The 17,441-nt window shown below is 63.0% G+C and carries 11 protein-coding genes; 1 reads left to right on the top strand and 10 read right to left on the bottom strand.

The genetic code is table 11. From position 1 onward, the window contains the following. Nucleotides 1-5 precede the first annotated feature (5 nt). From glgB to ACZ9IU_RS17675, 10 genes are all read right to left on the bottom strand, one after another. Entirely contained in the window at nt 6-2,216 is a 2,211-nt protein-coding gene (gene glgB, locus ACZ9IU_RS17720) for a 1,4-alpha-glucan branching protein GlgB (RefSeq protein ID WP_038545195.1), read from the bottom strand. Then, entirely contained in the window at nt 2,216-4,678 is a 2,463-nt protein-coding gene (locus ACZ9IU_RS17715) for a glycogen/starch/alpha-glucan phosphorylase (RefSeq protein ID WP_038545192.1), read from the bottom strand. Before ACZ9IU_RS17715 ends, glgB begins: the two co-directional genes overlap by 1 nt. 199 nt (nt 4,679-4,877) lie before the next feature. Beyond that, a complete protein-coding gene (locus ACZ9IU_RS17710; RefSeq protein ID WP_038545190.1) occupies nt 4,878-6,116 on the bottom strand; it encodes a vWA domain-containing protein in 1,239 nt (412 codons plus the stop codon). Between the two features lie 125 nt (nt 6,117-6,241). Further along, nucleotides 6,242-7,123, bottom strand: a complete 882-nt coding sequence (locus ACZ9IU_RS17705) for a transglutaminase family protein (RefSeq protein ID WP_038545188.1) — start codon at nt 7,121-7,123, stop codon at nt 6,242-6,244. Next, nucleotides 7,123-9,534, bottom strand: a complete 2,412-nt coding sequence (locus tag ACZ9IU_RS17700) for a circularly permuted type 2 ATP-grasp protein (RefSeq protein WP_038545185.1) — start codon at nt 9,532-9,534, stop codon at nt 7,123-7,125. The genes ACZ9IU_RS17705 and ACZ9IU_RS17700 overlap by 1 nt, the downstream gene beginning before the upstream one ends. Before the next feature lie 8 nt (nt 9,535-9,542). Next, entirely contained in the window at nt 9,543-12,881 is a 3,339-nt protein-coding gene (locus ACZ9IU_RS17695; RefSeq protein WP_038545182.1) for a transglutaminase family protein, read from the bottom strand. Between the two features lie 139 nt (nt 12,882-13,020). After that, nucleotides 13,021-14,187 carry an ABC transporter permease gene (locus tag ACZ9IU_RS17690; protein ID WP_038545179.1) on the bottom strand — a complete coding sequence of 389 codons (1,167 nt, stop codon included), beginning with the start codon at nt 14,185-14,187 and terminating at the stop codon, nt 13,021-13,023. Further along, nucleotides 14,184-15,137: an ABC transporter ATP-binding protein gene (locus ACZ9IU_RS17685; protein ID WP_038545176.1), complete on the bottom strand. Its 954-nt coding sequence runs from the start codon at nt 15,135-15,137 to the stop codon at nt 14,184-14,186. The genes ACZ9IU_RS17690 and ACZ9IU_RS17685 overlap by 4 nt, the downstream gene beginning before the upstream one ends. Beyond that, complete coding sequence (locus tag ACZ9IU_RS17680) at nt 15,134-16,099, bottom strand: HlyD family secretion protein (protein ID WP_038545174.1); 966 nt, start codon at nt 16,097-16,099, stop codon at nt 15,134-15,136. Before ACZ9IU_RS17680 ends, ACZ9IU_RS17685 begins: the two co-directional genes overlap by 4 nt. After that, complete coding sequence (locus tag ACZ9IU_RS17675; protein ID WP_038545172.1) at nt 16,096-16,716, bottom strand: TetR/AcrR family transcriptional regulator; 621 nt, start codon at nt 16,714-16,716, stop codon at nt 16,096-16,098. Before ACZ9IU_RS17675 ends, ACZ9IU_RS17680 begins: the two co-directional genes overlap by 4 nt. 131 nt (nt 16,717-16,847) lie before the next feature. Between ACZ9IU_RS17675 and ACZ9IU_RS17670 the strand changes: the two genes are divergently transcribed. Further along, a complete protein-coding gene (locus tag ACZ9IU_RS17670) occupies nt 16,848-17,210 on the top strand; it encodes a VOC family protein (RefSeq protein ID WP_038549602.1) in 363 nt (120 codons plus the stop codon). Nucleotides 17,211-17,441 lie beyond the last annotated feature (231 nt).

Genomic DNA, 17,441 nt, shown 5'->3' with positions numbered 1-17,441 from the left:
GTCCCTTATGCTTGTTCCAGTTCGAGCATGATCGTCGCGAGCGGCGGTAGCGTGACTTCGGCCTGGATGGTTCCTCCCGCGTTCACAGCGTGAACGCGACCGCCATTGCCTTTGCCGCTGCCGCCGTAGATCTCGGCGTCGGTATTCAATATTTCCCGCCATCTGCCTTCGATTGGCAAGGGGATACGGAAATTCTCACGATAGACAGGGGTGAAATTGCTGATCACCGCCACGGGCTTTTCTCCCGGCGACATACGCAGCCAGGCATAAACGGAATTTTCCGCGTCGTCGGCGATCAGCCACTGAAAACCTTCGCCCTCGCAGTCCCGGGCATGCAGTGCGGGTTTCGAGCGGTAGCAGAAATTGAGATCGCGCACCAAGCGGCGCATGCCCTCGTGCGGATGGTACTGGAGCAGGTTCCAGTCAAGCGAGCGGGCTTCGCTCCATTCGCTCCATTGGGCGAATTCCTGGCCCATGAACAGCAGCTTCTTGCCGGGATAACCCCACATGAAACCGTAATAGGCCCGCAGGTTTGCGAATTTCTGCCAGTCGTCGCCGGCCATCTTGGCGATCAGCGAACCTTTGCCGTGCACCACTTCGTCGTGGGACAGCGGCAGGACGAAATTCTCCGAATAGGCGTAGAGGAGGCCGAAGGTGAGTTCGTGGTGATGGTGTTTGCGGTGGATCGGTTCACGCTGCAGGTAGCTCAGCGTGTCGTGCATGAAGCCCATATTCCATTTGAAGCCGAAACCGAGGCCACCCTCGTGGACGGGTTGCGAGACCTTCGGCCAGGACGTGCTCTCCTCGGCGATCGTCATCACGCCCGGATGGGCGCCATAGGAAAGCGAGTTCATCCTCTGCAGGAAGCGCACCGCTTCGAGGTTTTCGCGCCCGCCATATTCGTTCGGTACCCACTCGCCCTCTTTGCGCGAATAGTCGAGATAGAGCATGGAGGCGACGGCATCGACGCGCAGGCCGTCGAGATGGAATTTTTCCGACCAGTAGAGCGCGTTGTTGACGAGGTAGGAGAGGACTTCGTTGCGGCCGAAATTGTAGATCGCCGTATTCCAGTCCGGGTGGAAGCCCTGGCGCGGGTCGGCATGCTCGTAGAGCGCCGTGCCGTCGAAGAAACGCAGGCCATGGGCATCGGTCGGGAAATGCGCCGGCACCCAGTCGAGGATGACGCCGAGACCGACTTTGTGGCAGCCGTTGACGAAGCGGGCAAACCCTTCCGGCTCGCCGAAGCGGGCGGTCGGGGCGAAAAGCCCGGTCGTCTGGTAACCCCAGGACGGGTCGAAAGGATGTTCGGTGATCGGCAGGAATTCGATATGGGTGAAGCCCATGTCGGTGCAATAGGGGATCAGTTCCGAAGCGAGATCGTCCCAGGAGAGGAAGGAGCCGTCCGGCTTTTTGCGCCAGGAGCCGGCATGCACTTCGTAGATCGAGATCGGCTGGCGGCGGTGGTTCGCTTTTTCCCAGAATTCCCGGTGGGCGGCATCATCCCATTTCTGGGAGAGTTCGGGTGCAGTGACCGAGGCGGTGTTGGGCCGCAGTTCGGCACGCCGGGCATAGGGATCGGCCTTCAGCGGCAGGAGCTTGCCGTTCTTGCCGACGATCTCGAACTTGTAGGCAGAGCCGGCCCGTACGTCGGGGGCGAAGATTTCCCATATCCCGGTATCGACGCGCAGCCGCATCACGTGTCGGCGACCGTCCCAGCCGTTGAAGTCGCCGACGACGGAAACGCGCTTGGCGTTCGGCGCCCAGACGGCGAAGTGGAAACCTTCGACGCCCTCGTGTTTCAGGGCATGTGCGCCCATCTTGTCGAACAGGCGCAGATGCGAGCCTTCGCGGACGAAATAGTCGTCCATCGGGCCGAGCACCGGGCCGAACGTATAGGGGTCCGTCACCGCCCATTCGTCATCGCCGCGGCGGGCGCGGTAACGGATCGGCTGGAGATGGGTGGCGTTGACGACGCCCTCGAAATATCCGGCGTCGTGGCGGCGCTTCAGTTCTCCGAGTTCGGTGCCATTCAGCGAAAGGGCGGTGACCGCCTCCGCTCCGGGCACGAAACAGCGAACCCTGAAACCATCCCCGAGCTTGTGGAGCCCGAGGACGGCAAAGGGATTGGTATGCCTGCCTTCCAAAATCGCCTCGATCTCGGATAACGGAATCTCGCCTGGGGCTCTCCCGTCATCGACGCGCGGCGATTTTTTCATCAGGCTCTCCAGATTTCCGACGCATACTGACGAATAGTTCTGTCCGAGGAGAACCATCCCATCCGGGCGGTATTGCGAATTGTCTTCGAATACCAGGATTTAGGGTCGGACCAAATTTGGTCAACGTTACGCTGGGCTTCCGCGTAGGCGTCGAAATCTGCGGCGACCATGAACCAGTCATGATTGTAGATGCCGTCGATCAGGCCGGTGAAGCGGGAGCGGTCGTCCGGCGAGAAGACACCCGTGGCGATCGCGTTGAGCGCCTGGGCCAGTTCACGCGACTTCTCGATGATGGCGCGGGGCTGGTGGCCTTCTTCGCGCACCTTGGCGACTTCGTCGGCAGTCATGCCGAAGATGACGATATTTTCCTCACCGACATGGTCGCGCATCTCGACATTGGCGCCGTCGAGCGTGCCGATGGTCAGCGCGCCGTTCAGCGCGAACTTCATGTTGCCGGTGCCGGATGCTTCCATGCCGGCGGTTGAGATCTGTTCGGAAAGATCCGCGGCTGGAACGATGATTTCAGCGAGCGAGACGTTGTAGTTCGGCACGAAAACGACCTTCAGCAGGCCGCGGACGGCCGGGTCGTTGTTGATTGTGCGAGCCACGTCGTTGGCGAGCTTGATGATCAGCTTGGCGTTGTGATAGCTCGGCGCCGCCTTGCCAGCGAACAGTTTTACGCGTGGGACCCAGTCCAGTTCGGGATGCGAGCGGATCTGGTCGTAAAGGGCGACGGCTTCGATGATGTTCAAAAGCTGGCGCTTGTATTCGTGGATGCGCTTGATCTGGATATCGAACATTGCCGACGGATCGATGCGGATGCCCATGCGGCTGCCGACGAGATTGGCGAGCTGCACCTTGTTGGCCCGCTTCACGGCGGCGAACTTCTCCTGGAACGCCTTGTCGTCGGCATGGGCATTGAGCCCCTTCAAGGCATCCGTATTGTCGAGGAACTCGTCGCCGATCGCTTCCTGAATGAGCGAGGTGAGACCCTGGTTGCATTGCATCAGCCAGCGGCGCGGGGTGATGCCGTTGGTCTTGTTGTTGATGCGGGTGGGATACATCGTGTGCAGATCGGCGAACACCGTGACCTTCATCAGGTCGGTATGCAGGGCCGAGACGCCATTGACCGAATGTGAGCCGACAAAGGCAAGGTTGCCCATGCGGACGCGACGGTCGCCGCTTTCGTCGATCAGCGAGATCGAGCGGATTTGGGTGTCGGAGAAGCTCTTCTGCTTGCGCGCCTCGATCAGGATCAGGGCATTGATCGCATAGACGATCTGCATGTGGCGCGGCAGAAGGCGCTCGAACAGCGGCACCGGCCAGGTTTCCAGCGCTTCCGGCAAGAGCGTGTGGTTGGTGTAGGAGAAGGTCTGGCGGGTGACCGACCAGGCCTGCTCGAAATCCATGCCGTGGATGTCGGTCAGGAGGCGCATCAGCTCGGCGATCGACACGGCCGGGTGGGTGTCGTTGAGCTGGATCGCGACCTTCTCATGCAGGTTGGTGAAGTCCGGATATTGCTGCAGGTGGCGGCGCAGGATGTCCTGAAGCGAGGCCGACGAGAAGAAGAACTCCTGGCGCAGGCGCAATTCCTGGCCGGCCGGGTTGGCATCGGCCGGGTAGAGGACGCGGGTCAGGCTTTCTGCCTTGTTGCTTTCGCGCAGGGCGCCGATGTGGTCGCCGGCGTTGAAGGCATCTAATAGGATCGGGTCGATCGGCTGGGCCGACCAGAGGCGCAGCGTGTTGACGCGTTTTCCGCGCCAGCCGACGGCCGGCGTGTCATAGGCCATGGCGATGACGCGTTCGGCCGGCTTCCAGACGTAACGCGGCGTCTCGTCGTAACCGCCGACCGTTTCGACCGTGCCGCCGTAACCGATCTCGTAGGAGCTTTCGCGGCGTTCGAATTCCCAGGGGTTGCCGTGGGCGAGCCAGCTTTCCGGAAGCTCGACCTGCCAGCCGTCTGCCATCTGCTGACGAAACAGGCCGTGTACGTAGCGGATGCCGTAGCCATAGGCCGGGATGTCGACGGTCGCCATGCTCTCCATGAAACAGGCAGCGAGCCGGCCGAGACCACCGTTGCCAAGTGCGGCATCCGGTTCCAGAACCGCAATCACGTCGATGTCGACGCCGAGCGAAGACAGCGCGTCGCGGATTTCCTGCATCAGGCCCATGTTGCTGACCGCGTCGCGCATCAGGCGGCCGATCAGGAATTCAAGCGACAGGTAATAGACGCGCTTGCCGCCGGTCCGATAGACCTTGCGGGTCGATTCCATCCAGGTGTCGATGATGCGGTCGCGCACAACCAAGATGGTGGCGGTCAGCCAGTCGTGGGGCTTCGCCACCTTCGCGTCCTTGCCGATACGGTAGGTCAGGCGCTCGATGATCTCTTCCGCCATGATTTCGGGGCGAGAGCTGCGGGGGGCCGGCTGAGGAATTTCGACCGGAGAAGACGTATTGTTCATATGTCGCCAACTTTCTGGGGAGCGGGAGGAAGGGCGTCCGATTCAGTCCATCTGGCATGATGTATAGAGACAGTTTATGCACCGTTATGACACTGCGCAATGACCGATTTATCTTTGCGTGTATCGGCTGGACAAGACCAACGAAAAACGCCCCGCCGGTGAGGGCGGGGCGTTTTTGCGGCCTTTCTGGAAGGCAGGTTCAGTTGGTCAGGCGGGTACCCGTCTTGGCGGCCTTGCGGGCGATCTCGCCGAAGCTCTCGACCAGCGTCGTCATGTCGTCCGGTTCGTAATAATATTCGGCCTTGCCGCTCGAGCAGTATTCGAGCAGGCTCTTGCCATTGGCCGGGGCCATGAAGGCGATCGTGTAGATCTTGATGCCGTCGGTCTTGGCCTGATCGCAGATGCCACGCACCTTGGTATCCAGCGTCTTGTTCCAGCTCGAGCTGTTGCCGGTCATTTCTCCATCCGTCATCAAAACGATGAAACGCTCGAAAGAGGTGTTCTTCTTGCTGTCGTGCGCGGTCTTTTCGGTGGCATTGGCGGCCTTCAGCGCGTTGACGGCGTTGGTCATCGCGCCACTGGCGTCGGTACCGCCGTCCGGGACGGCCGGCAGCTTGTTGACATAGGTGGACACGGCGGTTGTGCCCCAGTCGATTTTCTGCTCAGTCTTGGTCTTGTCGTCGTAGCTGTCGGCGCCGACGCGGATCAGCTCGTTGCCGGGGTCGGCCTTCTTGAGTTCCGCGAACATCACTGCGGCCGCGGTCTTCAGCGACAGCATCTTGGACAGGTAGTTCGGCACGGTCCTGGTGCAGGTCTTGTACTGCCAGCCGGTGGAGCAGTCGTAGCTTTCCTGCTTGGTGGGGTTGGTCGGGTCGACCGTCGTCGTATCCCAGGCCATCGAGCCCGATTCGTCGAGCGCCAGATACATGGAGAGCGCATTGCCTTCGCGGCCGCTCGCAGACTTGCTGTCGACGCTGACACGCATGGTGGTGAAGCCGACGAACGACGTCAGCCCCGTCAGCGGCACCTCATAGGCGGACTTCATGCTGACTTCGTAACTGGCCGCAGTGTTCGAGGTCGTCGCGATGGTCGCAAGGGCTGTGGTGTCTTTCTCGATCTTGGCGATCGCGGCGTCCTGCTCAGCGGTAGGCAGGCCGGAGTTCCGGATGTCGGCCTTCTTGGGCCCAAGCAGGAAATTCTTGGCGAGGGTCTGAGCCTCCTCAACCGTCATGGTGCCCTTGTCGGCCATGGCGGCCGCGGCGGCGAGCGTGGCGCTGTCGGCGAGCGCCTGCAGCTTGTTCTTTTCTTCCATCACGTGGGTCAGATCGACCGCGACACCGCCTACAGCCAGCAGCACAGGAAGCATGGCTGCCGTTATGATGCCAAAATTACCTGCGCGGTCCTTCACCAACCGCCCAAAAAGCGTGTGCCTCATCATAGCCCCCAGATCCGTTCAATTCATTTGAACATCTCCGGTGTATTCCTGGCGGGTATAGGAAGGTTTAAACCATTCGTTGCAATTTTAGCGGACCACAGAAATCAGCGCCAAAACGGGGCGGGATTTCATGATTTCAGTGGAATGACGTCGACGGCTTGCTCGGCTTTTTGGTTTCCGTAACCTTTGAGCATGCCGATGACCGGGGCGACGTCGGAATAATCGCGGCCGTAACCGACGACGATGTGGTCGCTGCCGGCCGGAATGTTGTTTGTCGGATCGAGTTCGATATAACCCATGGTCTCGCCGCACCAGATCCGCACCCAGGCGTGCATGGCGTCGGCGCCTTCGAGGCGTTCCTTGCCCGGCGGCGGAATGGTGCGCAGAAAGCCGCTGACATACCCGGCCGGAATGCCGAGGCTGCGGAGCGCGACGATCATGATATGGGTGAAATCCTGGCAGACGCCGCGCTTCAGCCGGAAGGCCTCTTTCGGCGTGGTGTCGACATTGGTCGCCTTGGCGTCGTAGGTGAAGTCCTTGTAGATGCGGGCGCAGACGGCGAGGGCGATCTCGCGCACCGTCTGGCCGGGCCTGGCGATCTCGCGGGCATAGGCCGCGATCAGCGGCTCTTCGGTAAGCCGCGGGCTGGCGCCCGTCAGGTGATGGGGCGAGGCGGCATCGACCGACCAGAAATCCGCCAGCTCGTCGGCGAGCGTCGTCAGTTCCGGCGACAGGTCCGCGGTCATCGAGGTGGCTTCCACCATGACCCGGGCCTGCATGCGGATGTCGAGCGTTTCGTGCGGCGCGCGCAGCAGCACGGAGGTCGCCGACTGGCCGAAGAAATCGATGAAGGTGGTCCGCTCCTCGGCATTCGGGCCGACGGTGATCGAGCCGGCGATCAGCCGCTGCCGGTCAGGCAGCGACAATGGGAGCAGGCGGATGACGTGGCGGGCGCCCGAGGCCGGCACGTCGTAGGTATAACCCATGTGAAGCGAGAGATCGTAGAGCATCAGCTGAAATAAGTCTGGCCGAGAATATCGGACAGCTTCTCCATCTCCTGTTCGAGCTTGCGGTAGGTATCCTCGCTCATCCCTTCCGGGGTCATCACTGCCAAGCCGGAATGCAGCCGCATCGCCTCGCGGTAGAAGGGCGACATCTGACCGTTGACGAAGGCGTTCGGCAGCTGTTCCACTTCGGTGCGGATCTCGTTCAGCTGGAAGAGGATCGAGCGCGGATTGAGCGGGTCGAGCCCCAAGAGGTCGGCGACCGTCAACCTTGCGGTGGCGACGTTGTAGCGGCGGCGATGGGTCATGACGCTGTCGCCGATTTCGAGCAGCATGTCGAGCGAGCCGTCCGGCGCATCCGGGCCGGACATGTGGCCGAGCAGGCGGGTCATGTGCATGCCGCGTTCGAGATGACGGCCGATCGACAGGAAACGCCAGCCAGTGAAACGGTACATGTTTTCATGCACCAGACCGGCAAAGCCCGCGAGCTTGCGCAGCAGGATGGTCATGGCATGCGAGGCGTCGTCGCCGGCATGCACGGTGTCGTGGAAGCGGCGGGCGGTCTTGGCAAGATCGGTCAGCGCCAGCCAGCCATCCGGCGAGAAGCGGTCGCGGATATTGCTTGCCGAATAGATGGCGCTGTCGATATTGCGCAAAAGCGTTGCGGGCACCGCCTTCACCATCTCGATGTCGGTGCCCTTGAGGTAGCGGGTGACGTCGGCGAGCAGCGGCGCGTTCGGATCGGCGGATTCGGCATAACGCTGGTGCCAGGCGCGCAGGATGCGCAGCGCCCCTTCGGCCCGCTCGATATAACGCCCCAACCAATAGAGATTGTCGGCGGCGCGACTCGGCAGGCTGCCGGGCATGTTGCGGGTGAAACTCTCCTCGGGCGGCAGAAGCGTCGCCCTCGCGACCGGCTTGTCGCTGACGATCCAGACGTCTGCCGCAGCCCCGCCGGACTGCATGGCGATCGCCGCCACGTCGTCGCCGGCGCCGATGCGGGCAAAACCGCCCGGCATGATCTGCCAGCCGTGTTCGGTGCGGGCGGCGAAGACGCGCAACGACATCGGCCGCGGGGTGAGCTTGCCGTTGACATAGACGGGCGTCGTGGAAAGCGTCACCACCTCCTGGCCGACCAATTTGGCGCCTTCGGTCGCAAGCCATTCGCCGACCGTTTCCTTGGCCGTCTTGCGCAACGACGAGCCGAGCACCGACTGGCCATTGTCGTCGAAGAAGGGCAACCGCGAATAGGCGGGACCGATGACCATCCGCTCGATATTCTTGGCGACGTGCTCGCGTTCCTTTTTCTGCCCGCACCACCAGGTGGCGATCGAGGGCATGATCAGGTCCTCGCCGATCAGCCGCCGACAGACGGTCGGGGCAAAGGCGAGCAGCGCACGAGTTTCGAGAATGCCGGAGCCGAGCGCGTTGACGAAGGTCAGCGCGCCGGCCCGTAGCGCCTGGACCATGCCGGGGGTGCCGATATGGGAATGCTGGTTGAGCTCGAGCGGATCCGCGTAAGCCGCATCGAGACGGCGCCAGAGCACGCCGACCGGTTTGAGGCCGGCGACGGTGCGAACCATGACGCGGTCGTTGACGACCGTCAGGTCTTCGCCTTCGAGCAGCATGAAACCGAGATAGCGGGCAATATAGGCGTGTTCGAAATAGGTCTCGTTGGCGGGACCGGGCGAAAGCACGGCAATGCGGTCGTCCGGGTGCTGCTTGTGAGACTGCAGCGCATCGCGGAAGGCACCGAAAAAGGAGGCCAGCCGGTGGACATGGCTCTCGGCATAGATGTCGGAGAAGGCGCGGGTGGTGGCGACGCGGTTTTCCAGCGCGAAACCGGCACCCGACGGCGCCTGGGTACGGTCGGCAAGCACCCACCAGTTTCCGTCCGGGCCGCGTCCGATCTCGAAGGAGCAGAAATGCAGGTAGTGACCGCCGACCGGCTTGACGCCGACCAGCGGGCGCAGGAATTCGGAATTTCCGGCAATCAGCGCGGGCGGCAGGAAACCTTCCTGCACCAACTTGTTCTCACCGTAGATATCGGCGATCAGCGCTTCCAGAAGATTGGCGCGCTGCACGAGGCCCCTGCAGACGGTTTCCCATTCCCGGCCGTCGATCAGCACCGGCACGTGGCTGATCGGCCAGTTGCGCTCGCCGCTCCCCTGAGCGCCGTAGGTGCGGTAGAAAACGCCGGCATCGCGCAGGTAACGGTCGGCGCGGGCGAAACGCTCGCGCAGCTCGCCTTCGGTCATGCGGCCGAGATGGGAGATCAGGTTGCGCCAGACCGGCCGGATCTGGCCGTTCGCGTCGAGCATCTCGTCGGCAACGCCCGGCAGCGCGGCATAACCAAGCAGGGGATCGCGAGCGATCCCCTCTTTTGCCTTGCGTTCGGTTGCCGGTGTCTTGGACATCGGGCGTTTCAGACTCCTTGCGGCCGGCGCAGATCGAGCGTCAGCGGGAATTCGGGCGACGGCGTTTCGGCCAGAAGCGTATAACTTCCAGCGGTATGCCCCCATGGTTCGAACCGGGCGAGCCGGCGCGCTTCCGCCTCGTTGCCGTTGACCGGGAAGGTGTCATAACTACGCCCGCCCGGATGGGCAACGTGATAGATGCAGCCGCCGATCGAACGGCCGGACCATGTATCATATATGTCGAACGTGAGCGGCGTATTAACCGGCAGGACCGGGTGCAGGCCGGCGGACGGCTGCCAGGCCTTGAAGCGGACGCCGGCAACCGAGACGCCGGACGTGCCGGTGCCCTTGAGCGGCACGGCACGGCCGTTGCAGGCGACGGTATAGCGGGCCGGATTGGTGGTTTCGAGCCGGACCTGGAGGCGTTCCACCGACGAATCGACATAACGCACGGTGCCGCCGATGGCGCCTTGCTCGCCCATCACGTGCCAGGGTTCGAGCGCCTGGCGCAGTTCGAGCTTTGAACCTTCGTATTCGACCTCGCCGAAGAAGGGGAAGCGGAATTCCAGCTGCGCCTCGAACCATTCAGGACGCAGGTCGAAGCCGTTTTCGCGCAGGTCCTGGAGGACGTCCATGAAGTCGGCCCAGACATACTGCGGCAGCATGAAGCGGTCGGCGAGCGCCGTTCCCCAGCGCACGAACCGGCCCTGCAGCGGGTTCTTCCAGAAGCGGGCGATCAGCGCCCGGACCAGCAATTGCTGGGCAAGCGACATGCGGGCATTCGGCGGCATTTCGAAACCGCGGAACTCGACGAGGCCGAGCCGTCCGGTCGGGCCGTCCGGCGAGAACAGCTTGTCGATGCAGATTTCCGAACGGTGGGTGTTGCCGGTGACGTCGGTGAGCAAGTTGCGGAACAGGCGGTCGACCAGCCACGGCAGTGGCGGAGCACCCTGGCCGGGCGCCGGCACCTGGGCAAGCGCGATTTCCAGCTCGTACATCGAATCGTGGCGGGCCTCGTCGATGCGCGGCGCCTGGGAGGTCGGGCCGATGAACAGGCCGGAGAACAGATAGGAGAGCGACGGATGGCGCTGCCAGTGCAGCACCAGGCTCTTCAACAGATCGGGGCGGCGCAGGAACGGGCTGTCGTTCGGATTGGCGCCGCCGACCACGACGTGGTTGCCGCCGCCGGTGCCGGTGTGGCGGCCGTCGATCATGAACTTGTCGGCGCCGAGCCGGCTCTGGCGAGCCTCCTCGTATATGGCGGTGGTGATCGACACGGTTTCCTTCCAGCTGGCGGCCGGATGGATGTTGACCTCGATGACGCCGGGGTCGGGTGCGACGCGGATGACGTTGATGCGCTCGTCATGCGGCGGCGCATAACCTTCGATATGGACGGGAAGGCCGAGTGCGGTGGCGGCGTTTTCGGCAGCGGCGATCAGTTCGAGATAGTCCTCGATCTTTTCGACCGGCGGCATGAAGACGCAGAGCCGGCCGTCGCGGGCTTCGACCGAAATCGCGGTACGCACCGCGCCGCCGATTTCGCCGAGTGTTTGTTCGACGCGGCCGGGATTGGCGGCGTCGCCTGCCTTGAACGAGGATTCAGGCATGGCGCGGCCGGTCGGGATGATCGCCTCGGGCAGCGGCTGGCGGGGGATCGAGGGGTCGGCCTCGTGGATATAGGGAAACTGCGACGGTGGAACATAGGGCAGGGTGCCGAGCGGCAGGCGGTAACCGACCGGGCTGTCGCCGGGCACGAGGAAGATCTTGCCACGGCGCGTGCGCCACCTCTCGCTGATCCAGCGTTTAGCCGCCGAGCTTCCCGTGGCCTGCGCGTTCCATGCCTGGACGGGCAGGACATAACCGCTGGCACTGGTCAGGCCGCGTTCGAAGACACGGGCGATGCGGTTGCGTTCCTCCGGATCCTTGAGTTTGGAATTGGACGGATCGACATTGTCCGGCAGGTTGCCTTCCTTGATGATCCATTCCGCCGGATCCTCATAGGCCGGTACGACCATGTCCGGGGCAATGCCGAGTTCGCTTGCGATGCCGGTCAGGAGCTTGGCGGAATCCTGTTCGCCGATGCCGTAATCGCGGCCCTCCTCGGCGACGAGGTCGGGATTGGTCCAGATCGGCCGGCCGTCCTTGCGCCAGTAGAGCGAAAACGTCCAGCGCGGCAGAGTTTCGCCCGGATACCACTTGCCCTGACCGTAATGCATGAAGCCGCCGGGCGCGAAACGCTCGCGCAGCTTGCGGATCAGGATGTCGGCCTTTTCGCGTTTGGTGGGGCCGACGGCATCGGTGTTCCATTCGCCGGATTCGAAATCGTCGATCGACACGAAGGTAGGCTCGCCGCCCATCGTCAGGCGTACGTCCTGCGCCTTCAGCACGCGGTCGACCTGCTCGCCGAGGTCGTTCAGCGCATCCCAGGATTCGTCGGAGAAGGGTTTGGTGATGCGCGGATGTTCGGCGACCCGGTTGACCTTCATGTCGAAGGCGAAGGAGGTGTCAGCCTCTCCGAAATAGCCGCCTGATATCGGCGCGGCGTTGCGGAAATGCGGGGTGGCGGCAAGCGGGATATGGCTTTCGCCGGTCAGAAGCCCGGAAGTCGGGTCTAGACCGACCCAGCCGGCGCCGGGAAGATAGACTTCGCACCAGGCATGCAGGTCGGTGAAATCGACTTCGGTGCCGGAGGGACCGTCGAGCGCCTTCAGGTCCGGGGTGAGCTGGATGAGGTAGCCTGAGACGAAGCGGGTGGCGAGGCCGAGATGCCGCAGGATCTGGACAAGCAGCCAGCTGGTGTCGCGGCAGGACCCCATGGCGGAAGTCAGCGTCTGTTCCGGCGTCTGCACGCCCGGCTCCATACGGATGACATAACCGATCGCCTGCTGCAGGCGGGCGTTGATGCCGACGATCATGTCGACCGTCGGCTGACCCGGGGACATGTCGAAAGTCTTCAGATAATCGACGAGCGCCGGTTCCGGCGGCTCCGGCACCATGTAGATCGACAGGTCCTCGACCAGTTCCGGCGGATAGCTGAACGGCCATTTCATCGCGTCCTCTTCGACGAAGAAGTCGAAGGGATTGTAGACCGTCATGTCGGCGACGAGGTCGACCTCGATCTTGAACTCGGTGACCGGGTCCGGAAAGACGAAGCGGGCGAGATAATTGCCGTAGGGGTCCTGCTGCAGGTTCACGAAGTGGTTGGACGGCGTCACCTTCAGCGAATGGCTGAGCACCTTGGTGCGCGAATGGGCGGCCGGTTTGAGGCGGATGATCTGCGGTCCGAGACGGACGGGCTTGTCGTACATGTAATGGGTAAGGTGGTAGATACTCGCCTTGATCGACATACTTCCCCTTGCCGGCCTTTACGCTGACCGATCGATGATCGTTGCCGGGATTTTGTGCAATGCACGAGAATAAAGCAAGGCGTATTCCAAGCTTATCGCGATGCGGCAATACCGGTGAAATACGTAGGGTTTGCAGTCTTCAATCCAGCGTGCGGCGGAAACGGCGGACCGCGATCAGCATGGCGACGGCCATCAGGCCGGCCAGCGCCAGCGTGTCATAGGCCAAGGTCTCGATGCTGGCGCCCTTCAGCATCACTGCCCGGACGATGCGGATATAGTGGGTGAGCGGCAGCGCCTCGCCGATCCACTGCGCCCAGTTCGGCATGCCGGCAAAGGGGAACATGAAGCCGGAGAGAAGGATGTTCGGCAGGAAGAACATCATCGCCATCTGCATGGCCTGAAGCTGGTTGGCGGCAACCGTCGAGAAGGTGTAGCCGATCGACAGGTTGGTGATGACGAAGAGGGCGGTCGCGGCGGTCAGCGACAGGGGATCGCCGAGGATCGGAACCCGGAAGACAAGGACGCCGACGCCGATGATCACCAGAGCCTGGATGAGGCCGATCAGCACGTAAGGCGCGATCTTGCCGAGCATGATCTCCAGCGGCTTGATCGGCATGGAGAGCAGGTTCTCCATCGTGCCGCGCTCGACCTCGCGGGTGACGGAAAGGGCGGTGAAGATCAGCAGCGTCATGGTGAGGATCGTACCGAGCAGGCCGGGGACGATGTTCAAGGTCGAGGAACCGGCCGGGTTGTAGCGGCGGTGCTGGACGATCTGGAAGGCGGGCTTTACCGGCTCAGTGAAGGCGACCTGGCGGTCGTTTTCGAGCGCGGTCGAGATGATGCCGGAGAGCGCACCGAGCGCCGAGCTGGCGGCTACCGGATCGGTGGCGTCGGCTGCCACGAGCAGTGAGGGAGAATCGCCGCGGCGCAGCGACCGTTCGAACCCTTCGGGAATTTCGACGACGAACAGGGCCTTTCCGGACTGCAGCAGGGCATCCATGTCCTCGGCGCGGGTGACGACGGTCTTCACCTCGAAGAAATCGGTGTTCTTCAAGGCGGCAAGGATGGAGCGGCCGACATCGCTGTTTTCGCGCATCAGCACGGCGGTCGGCAGGTTGTGCGGCGTGGTGTTGATGGCAAAACCGAACAGGAAGAGCTGCATGATCGGCAGCATGACCATGGTCGCGAGCGTGATGCGGTCGCGGGTCATCTGGATGAATTCCTTGACCGTCATCGCCCAGAAGCGGCCGAAGGAGCTGCCGCCCGGAGAGCCACTGCCGTTGGTATTACGGGGCGCCGGGGTCATTTGAAATTGTCCTCCGAGCGGCGCATCAGGTCGATGAAGGCGTCTTCGAGTGTCGGCTCGCCCTTTTCCCATTTGAGGCCGGGCCTGTCGCGATAGGGAGCGATCGCCTGTTCGAGAGCCGCGGCATCGCGGCCGGCGACATGCAGGCTGGTACCGAAGGGGGCGATCATGTCGACACCGGGTGCATGTTCGAGTTCCGCTTGCAGACGGTCGGCGCCCGGGCCGGAGACGGTGAAGGTGACGAGGCCGGTGCCGGCGATCACCTCGTCCACCGTGCCTTCGGCGAGCAGTTTTCCGTAGGCGATATAGGCGATCTCGTGGCAGCGCTCGGCCTCGTCCATATAGTGGGTGGAGACCAGCACCGAGAGGCCGTTGGCGGCAAGCGCGTGGATCTCGTTCCAGAAGTCGCGGCGGGCCTTCGGGTCGACGCCGGCGGTCGGTTCGTCGAGGAGAAGAAGTGCCGGTTCGGGCAGGATGCAGGCGCCGAGCGCGAGGCGCTGTTTCCAGCCGCCGGAAAGTTCGCCGGCCAGCTGCTTCTCGCGGCCCTTGAGTCCGAGGCGTTCGATGGCAGCACTCGCCTTGCCGCGGGCGTCGGAGAGGCCGTAGACGCGGGCGACGAATTCGAGGTTTTCGCGGATCGACAGGTCCTGGTAGAGCGAGAATTTCTGGGTCATGTAACCGACCCGACGGCGGATGCGGTCGCTTTCGGTCAGGATGTCGAAGCCGAGGCAGGTGCCGTTGCCGCTATCGGGCGTCAAGAGGCCGCAGAGCATGCGGATGGTGGTCGTCTTGCCGGAACCGTTGGGGCCGAGAAAGCCGTGGATGCGGCCTTTCCTCACCGACATGGAGAGGTCGTCGACCACCTTGCGGCCGCCAAAGCTCTTGGTCAGGTGATGGACGTCGATCATGGTTTCCGGAGCGTCGACTTTGTAGGTTTCGGCGGCGGTCATGGGCGTGGCCCAGGCAGGACGTCGACCGGCTGGCCGGGGCGGAGCGCCTTGGGATCGGTCGGGATGGCCTCGACGCGGTAGACGAGTTTTGCGCGCTCTTCGAGGCTGTAGATTTCCGGCGGCGTGTATTCCGCGTTCCTGGCGATGAAGCTGACTTTTGCGTCGGACGGCCGGCAGGCGTCGCAGGTGACATGGACCGGCTGACCAAGCGACAGGCGGGCGATCTCGGTTTCCGGCACGAAGAAGCGGATGCGGACATTTTCGGGCGGCAAGAGCGCGACGATCGGGCGGCCGGCGGGCACGACTTCGCCGTTCCTGTAATAGAGCGTCTCGATGCTGCCGGCGGCGGGTGCCGAAACCGAGCGACGGGCCAGCGCCGCCTGCGCCGAGGCGAGATCGGCCTTGGCGGCGGCGACCGATTCCTCCGTCTGTCGTAGCGTCTCATCGCGGGCGGGGAGGGCGGCGAGGATGATCTGGCTGTGGACGTTGTCGAGGGCGGCGCGGTTGGCGGCTTCGGTGGCGGTCGCGGTATCGAGATTGGCGCGGGTCGCGGTGCCGCGCTCGACGAGAACCCGGGTGCGGTCGAGATCCTGTTCGGCAAGCTCCAGCCGGGCGGAGGCTTCGCGCTCGGAGGCGCGCAGCACGTCGATCTCCTGGGGGCGCTTCTGGGCGGCATGCGCCAGATCCAGTTCGGCCTGTGAGCGGGCAAGCGCTGCGCGGGCCGCGGCGACAGCGGCCTCTTCGCTTGACGAGTCTAGCCTGAAGAGCGGCGCGCCTGCTGCGATCGTTGCGCCCTCGGCAATGCTTACCAGGGTGAGCCGGCCGGCACTTTCGGCACCGATGAACAGCGTATCTGCTTCGACCCAACCCTGGTAGGGGCGTGGCGGCTTATCGGCGAAGAGGAAGGGCAGGGTGGCAATGGCGGCGCCCGCCAAGAAAACGATGACGAGGATACGCTTCACTTCGCTCCTCCTTCCGGCACGAACAGGGTTTCGAGAAAAGCGTCGAACAGTTTTTGGGTGTCGAGATGCTCGTAAGCCTCGAACAACGTCGTCCACACGATCGACAGCAGCGCCGGGGCGATGACGATCTGCGGCACGTCGGCAATGGCTGGATTGCGCAGGTCGCCGCGGGCGGCCGCCCGTTTCAGGAGGATGCGCAGCACGCCAAGACCCTTGGAGATGATGTCGCGGTGGTAAAATTCGGTCACGGAAGGAAACATAGGACCTTCGGCGAGGATCAGCCGCAGCAGATGGCGGCGGTCGGTCTCCAGCACCTCGCGTTTGAAAAGAGCGTAGAACATCGACACCGCGAAACGCGGCGCGATCGCCTCGTTGGTTACCAGCCCCTCGATCTCTCCAAGGATGGGCGTGGCGATGCCGGAGACGAGTTCGGTAAACAGCGCCTCCTTGTCCGGAAAATGCAGGTAGACGGTGCCCTTGGCGATGCCGGCACGGGCCGCGACATCCTCCATCCGGGTGGCGGCAAAACCGCGCTCGGAAAAGCAGGCGAAGGCGGCGGCCAGGATATCGGCTCGCCGCTGTTGAGGGTCGCGTTTCTCTCTTTTCTTCTCGGGCATCGTCTATATTCTCAGTTATGACTGACTGGTCGGTCATTAGCACGGATGAGAATAATTTACAAGCGCTGTAGCGGGAAATGGGGATGTTGGGTAACTCTGGGGGATGTGGTCGGAAACCTTTGGAGGATATCGTGCCGCTCGGCAGGCTGGTGATCTATGCGAAGGACGTCGAGGCGACAGCGCTTTTCTACGAAACGCATTTCGGTTTCCGGGCGATGCGGCTGCCGGGCGACAGGATCGTCGAACTGGTGGCGCAGGACGGCGGCGTCAATATCATGCTGCATCCGGCCGGCCGGGGGCTAAGGAGCGGCCAGGCGATCGTCAAACTTGTCTTCGACGTCGAAGATGTCGAGGCGTTCTGCCGGCGAAGCGCCGAAAACGGCCTGGATTTCGGCCCCATTCACAAAGCCGACGGCTATGTCTACGCCAATGCCAAGGACCCGTGCCTGAACTCCATTTCAGTTTCCAGCCGGGCTTTCCGGAAGGCGGGTTAAAGCGGTGCCGCGTCAGCGTCTGCGGGACCTGGTTTGCCGATCCCGGTGAAATATCTTTTCGATTAGGGTATTCTCTTCAAGGAAATCTGAGGATTTCTCGTTTAAAACCATCAGTGGGGCGATTGGAAACAGCGTCAGCGGTCGCGCGGGCGACCTTCGCTCCCCATATCTGTAGAGGCCGTCCTGCCGTGGTAAGGGTGCGGCGGCGTTGAGAGTTGATCAGTCGCAAGG

This window comes from Mesorhizobium sp. USDA 4132, from assembly GCF_056279545.1.
This window is presented reverse-complemented; position numbering and strand designations above follow the sequence as displayed.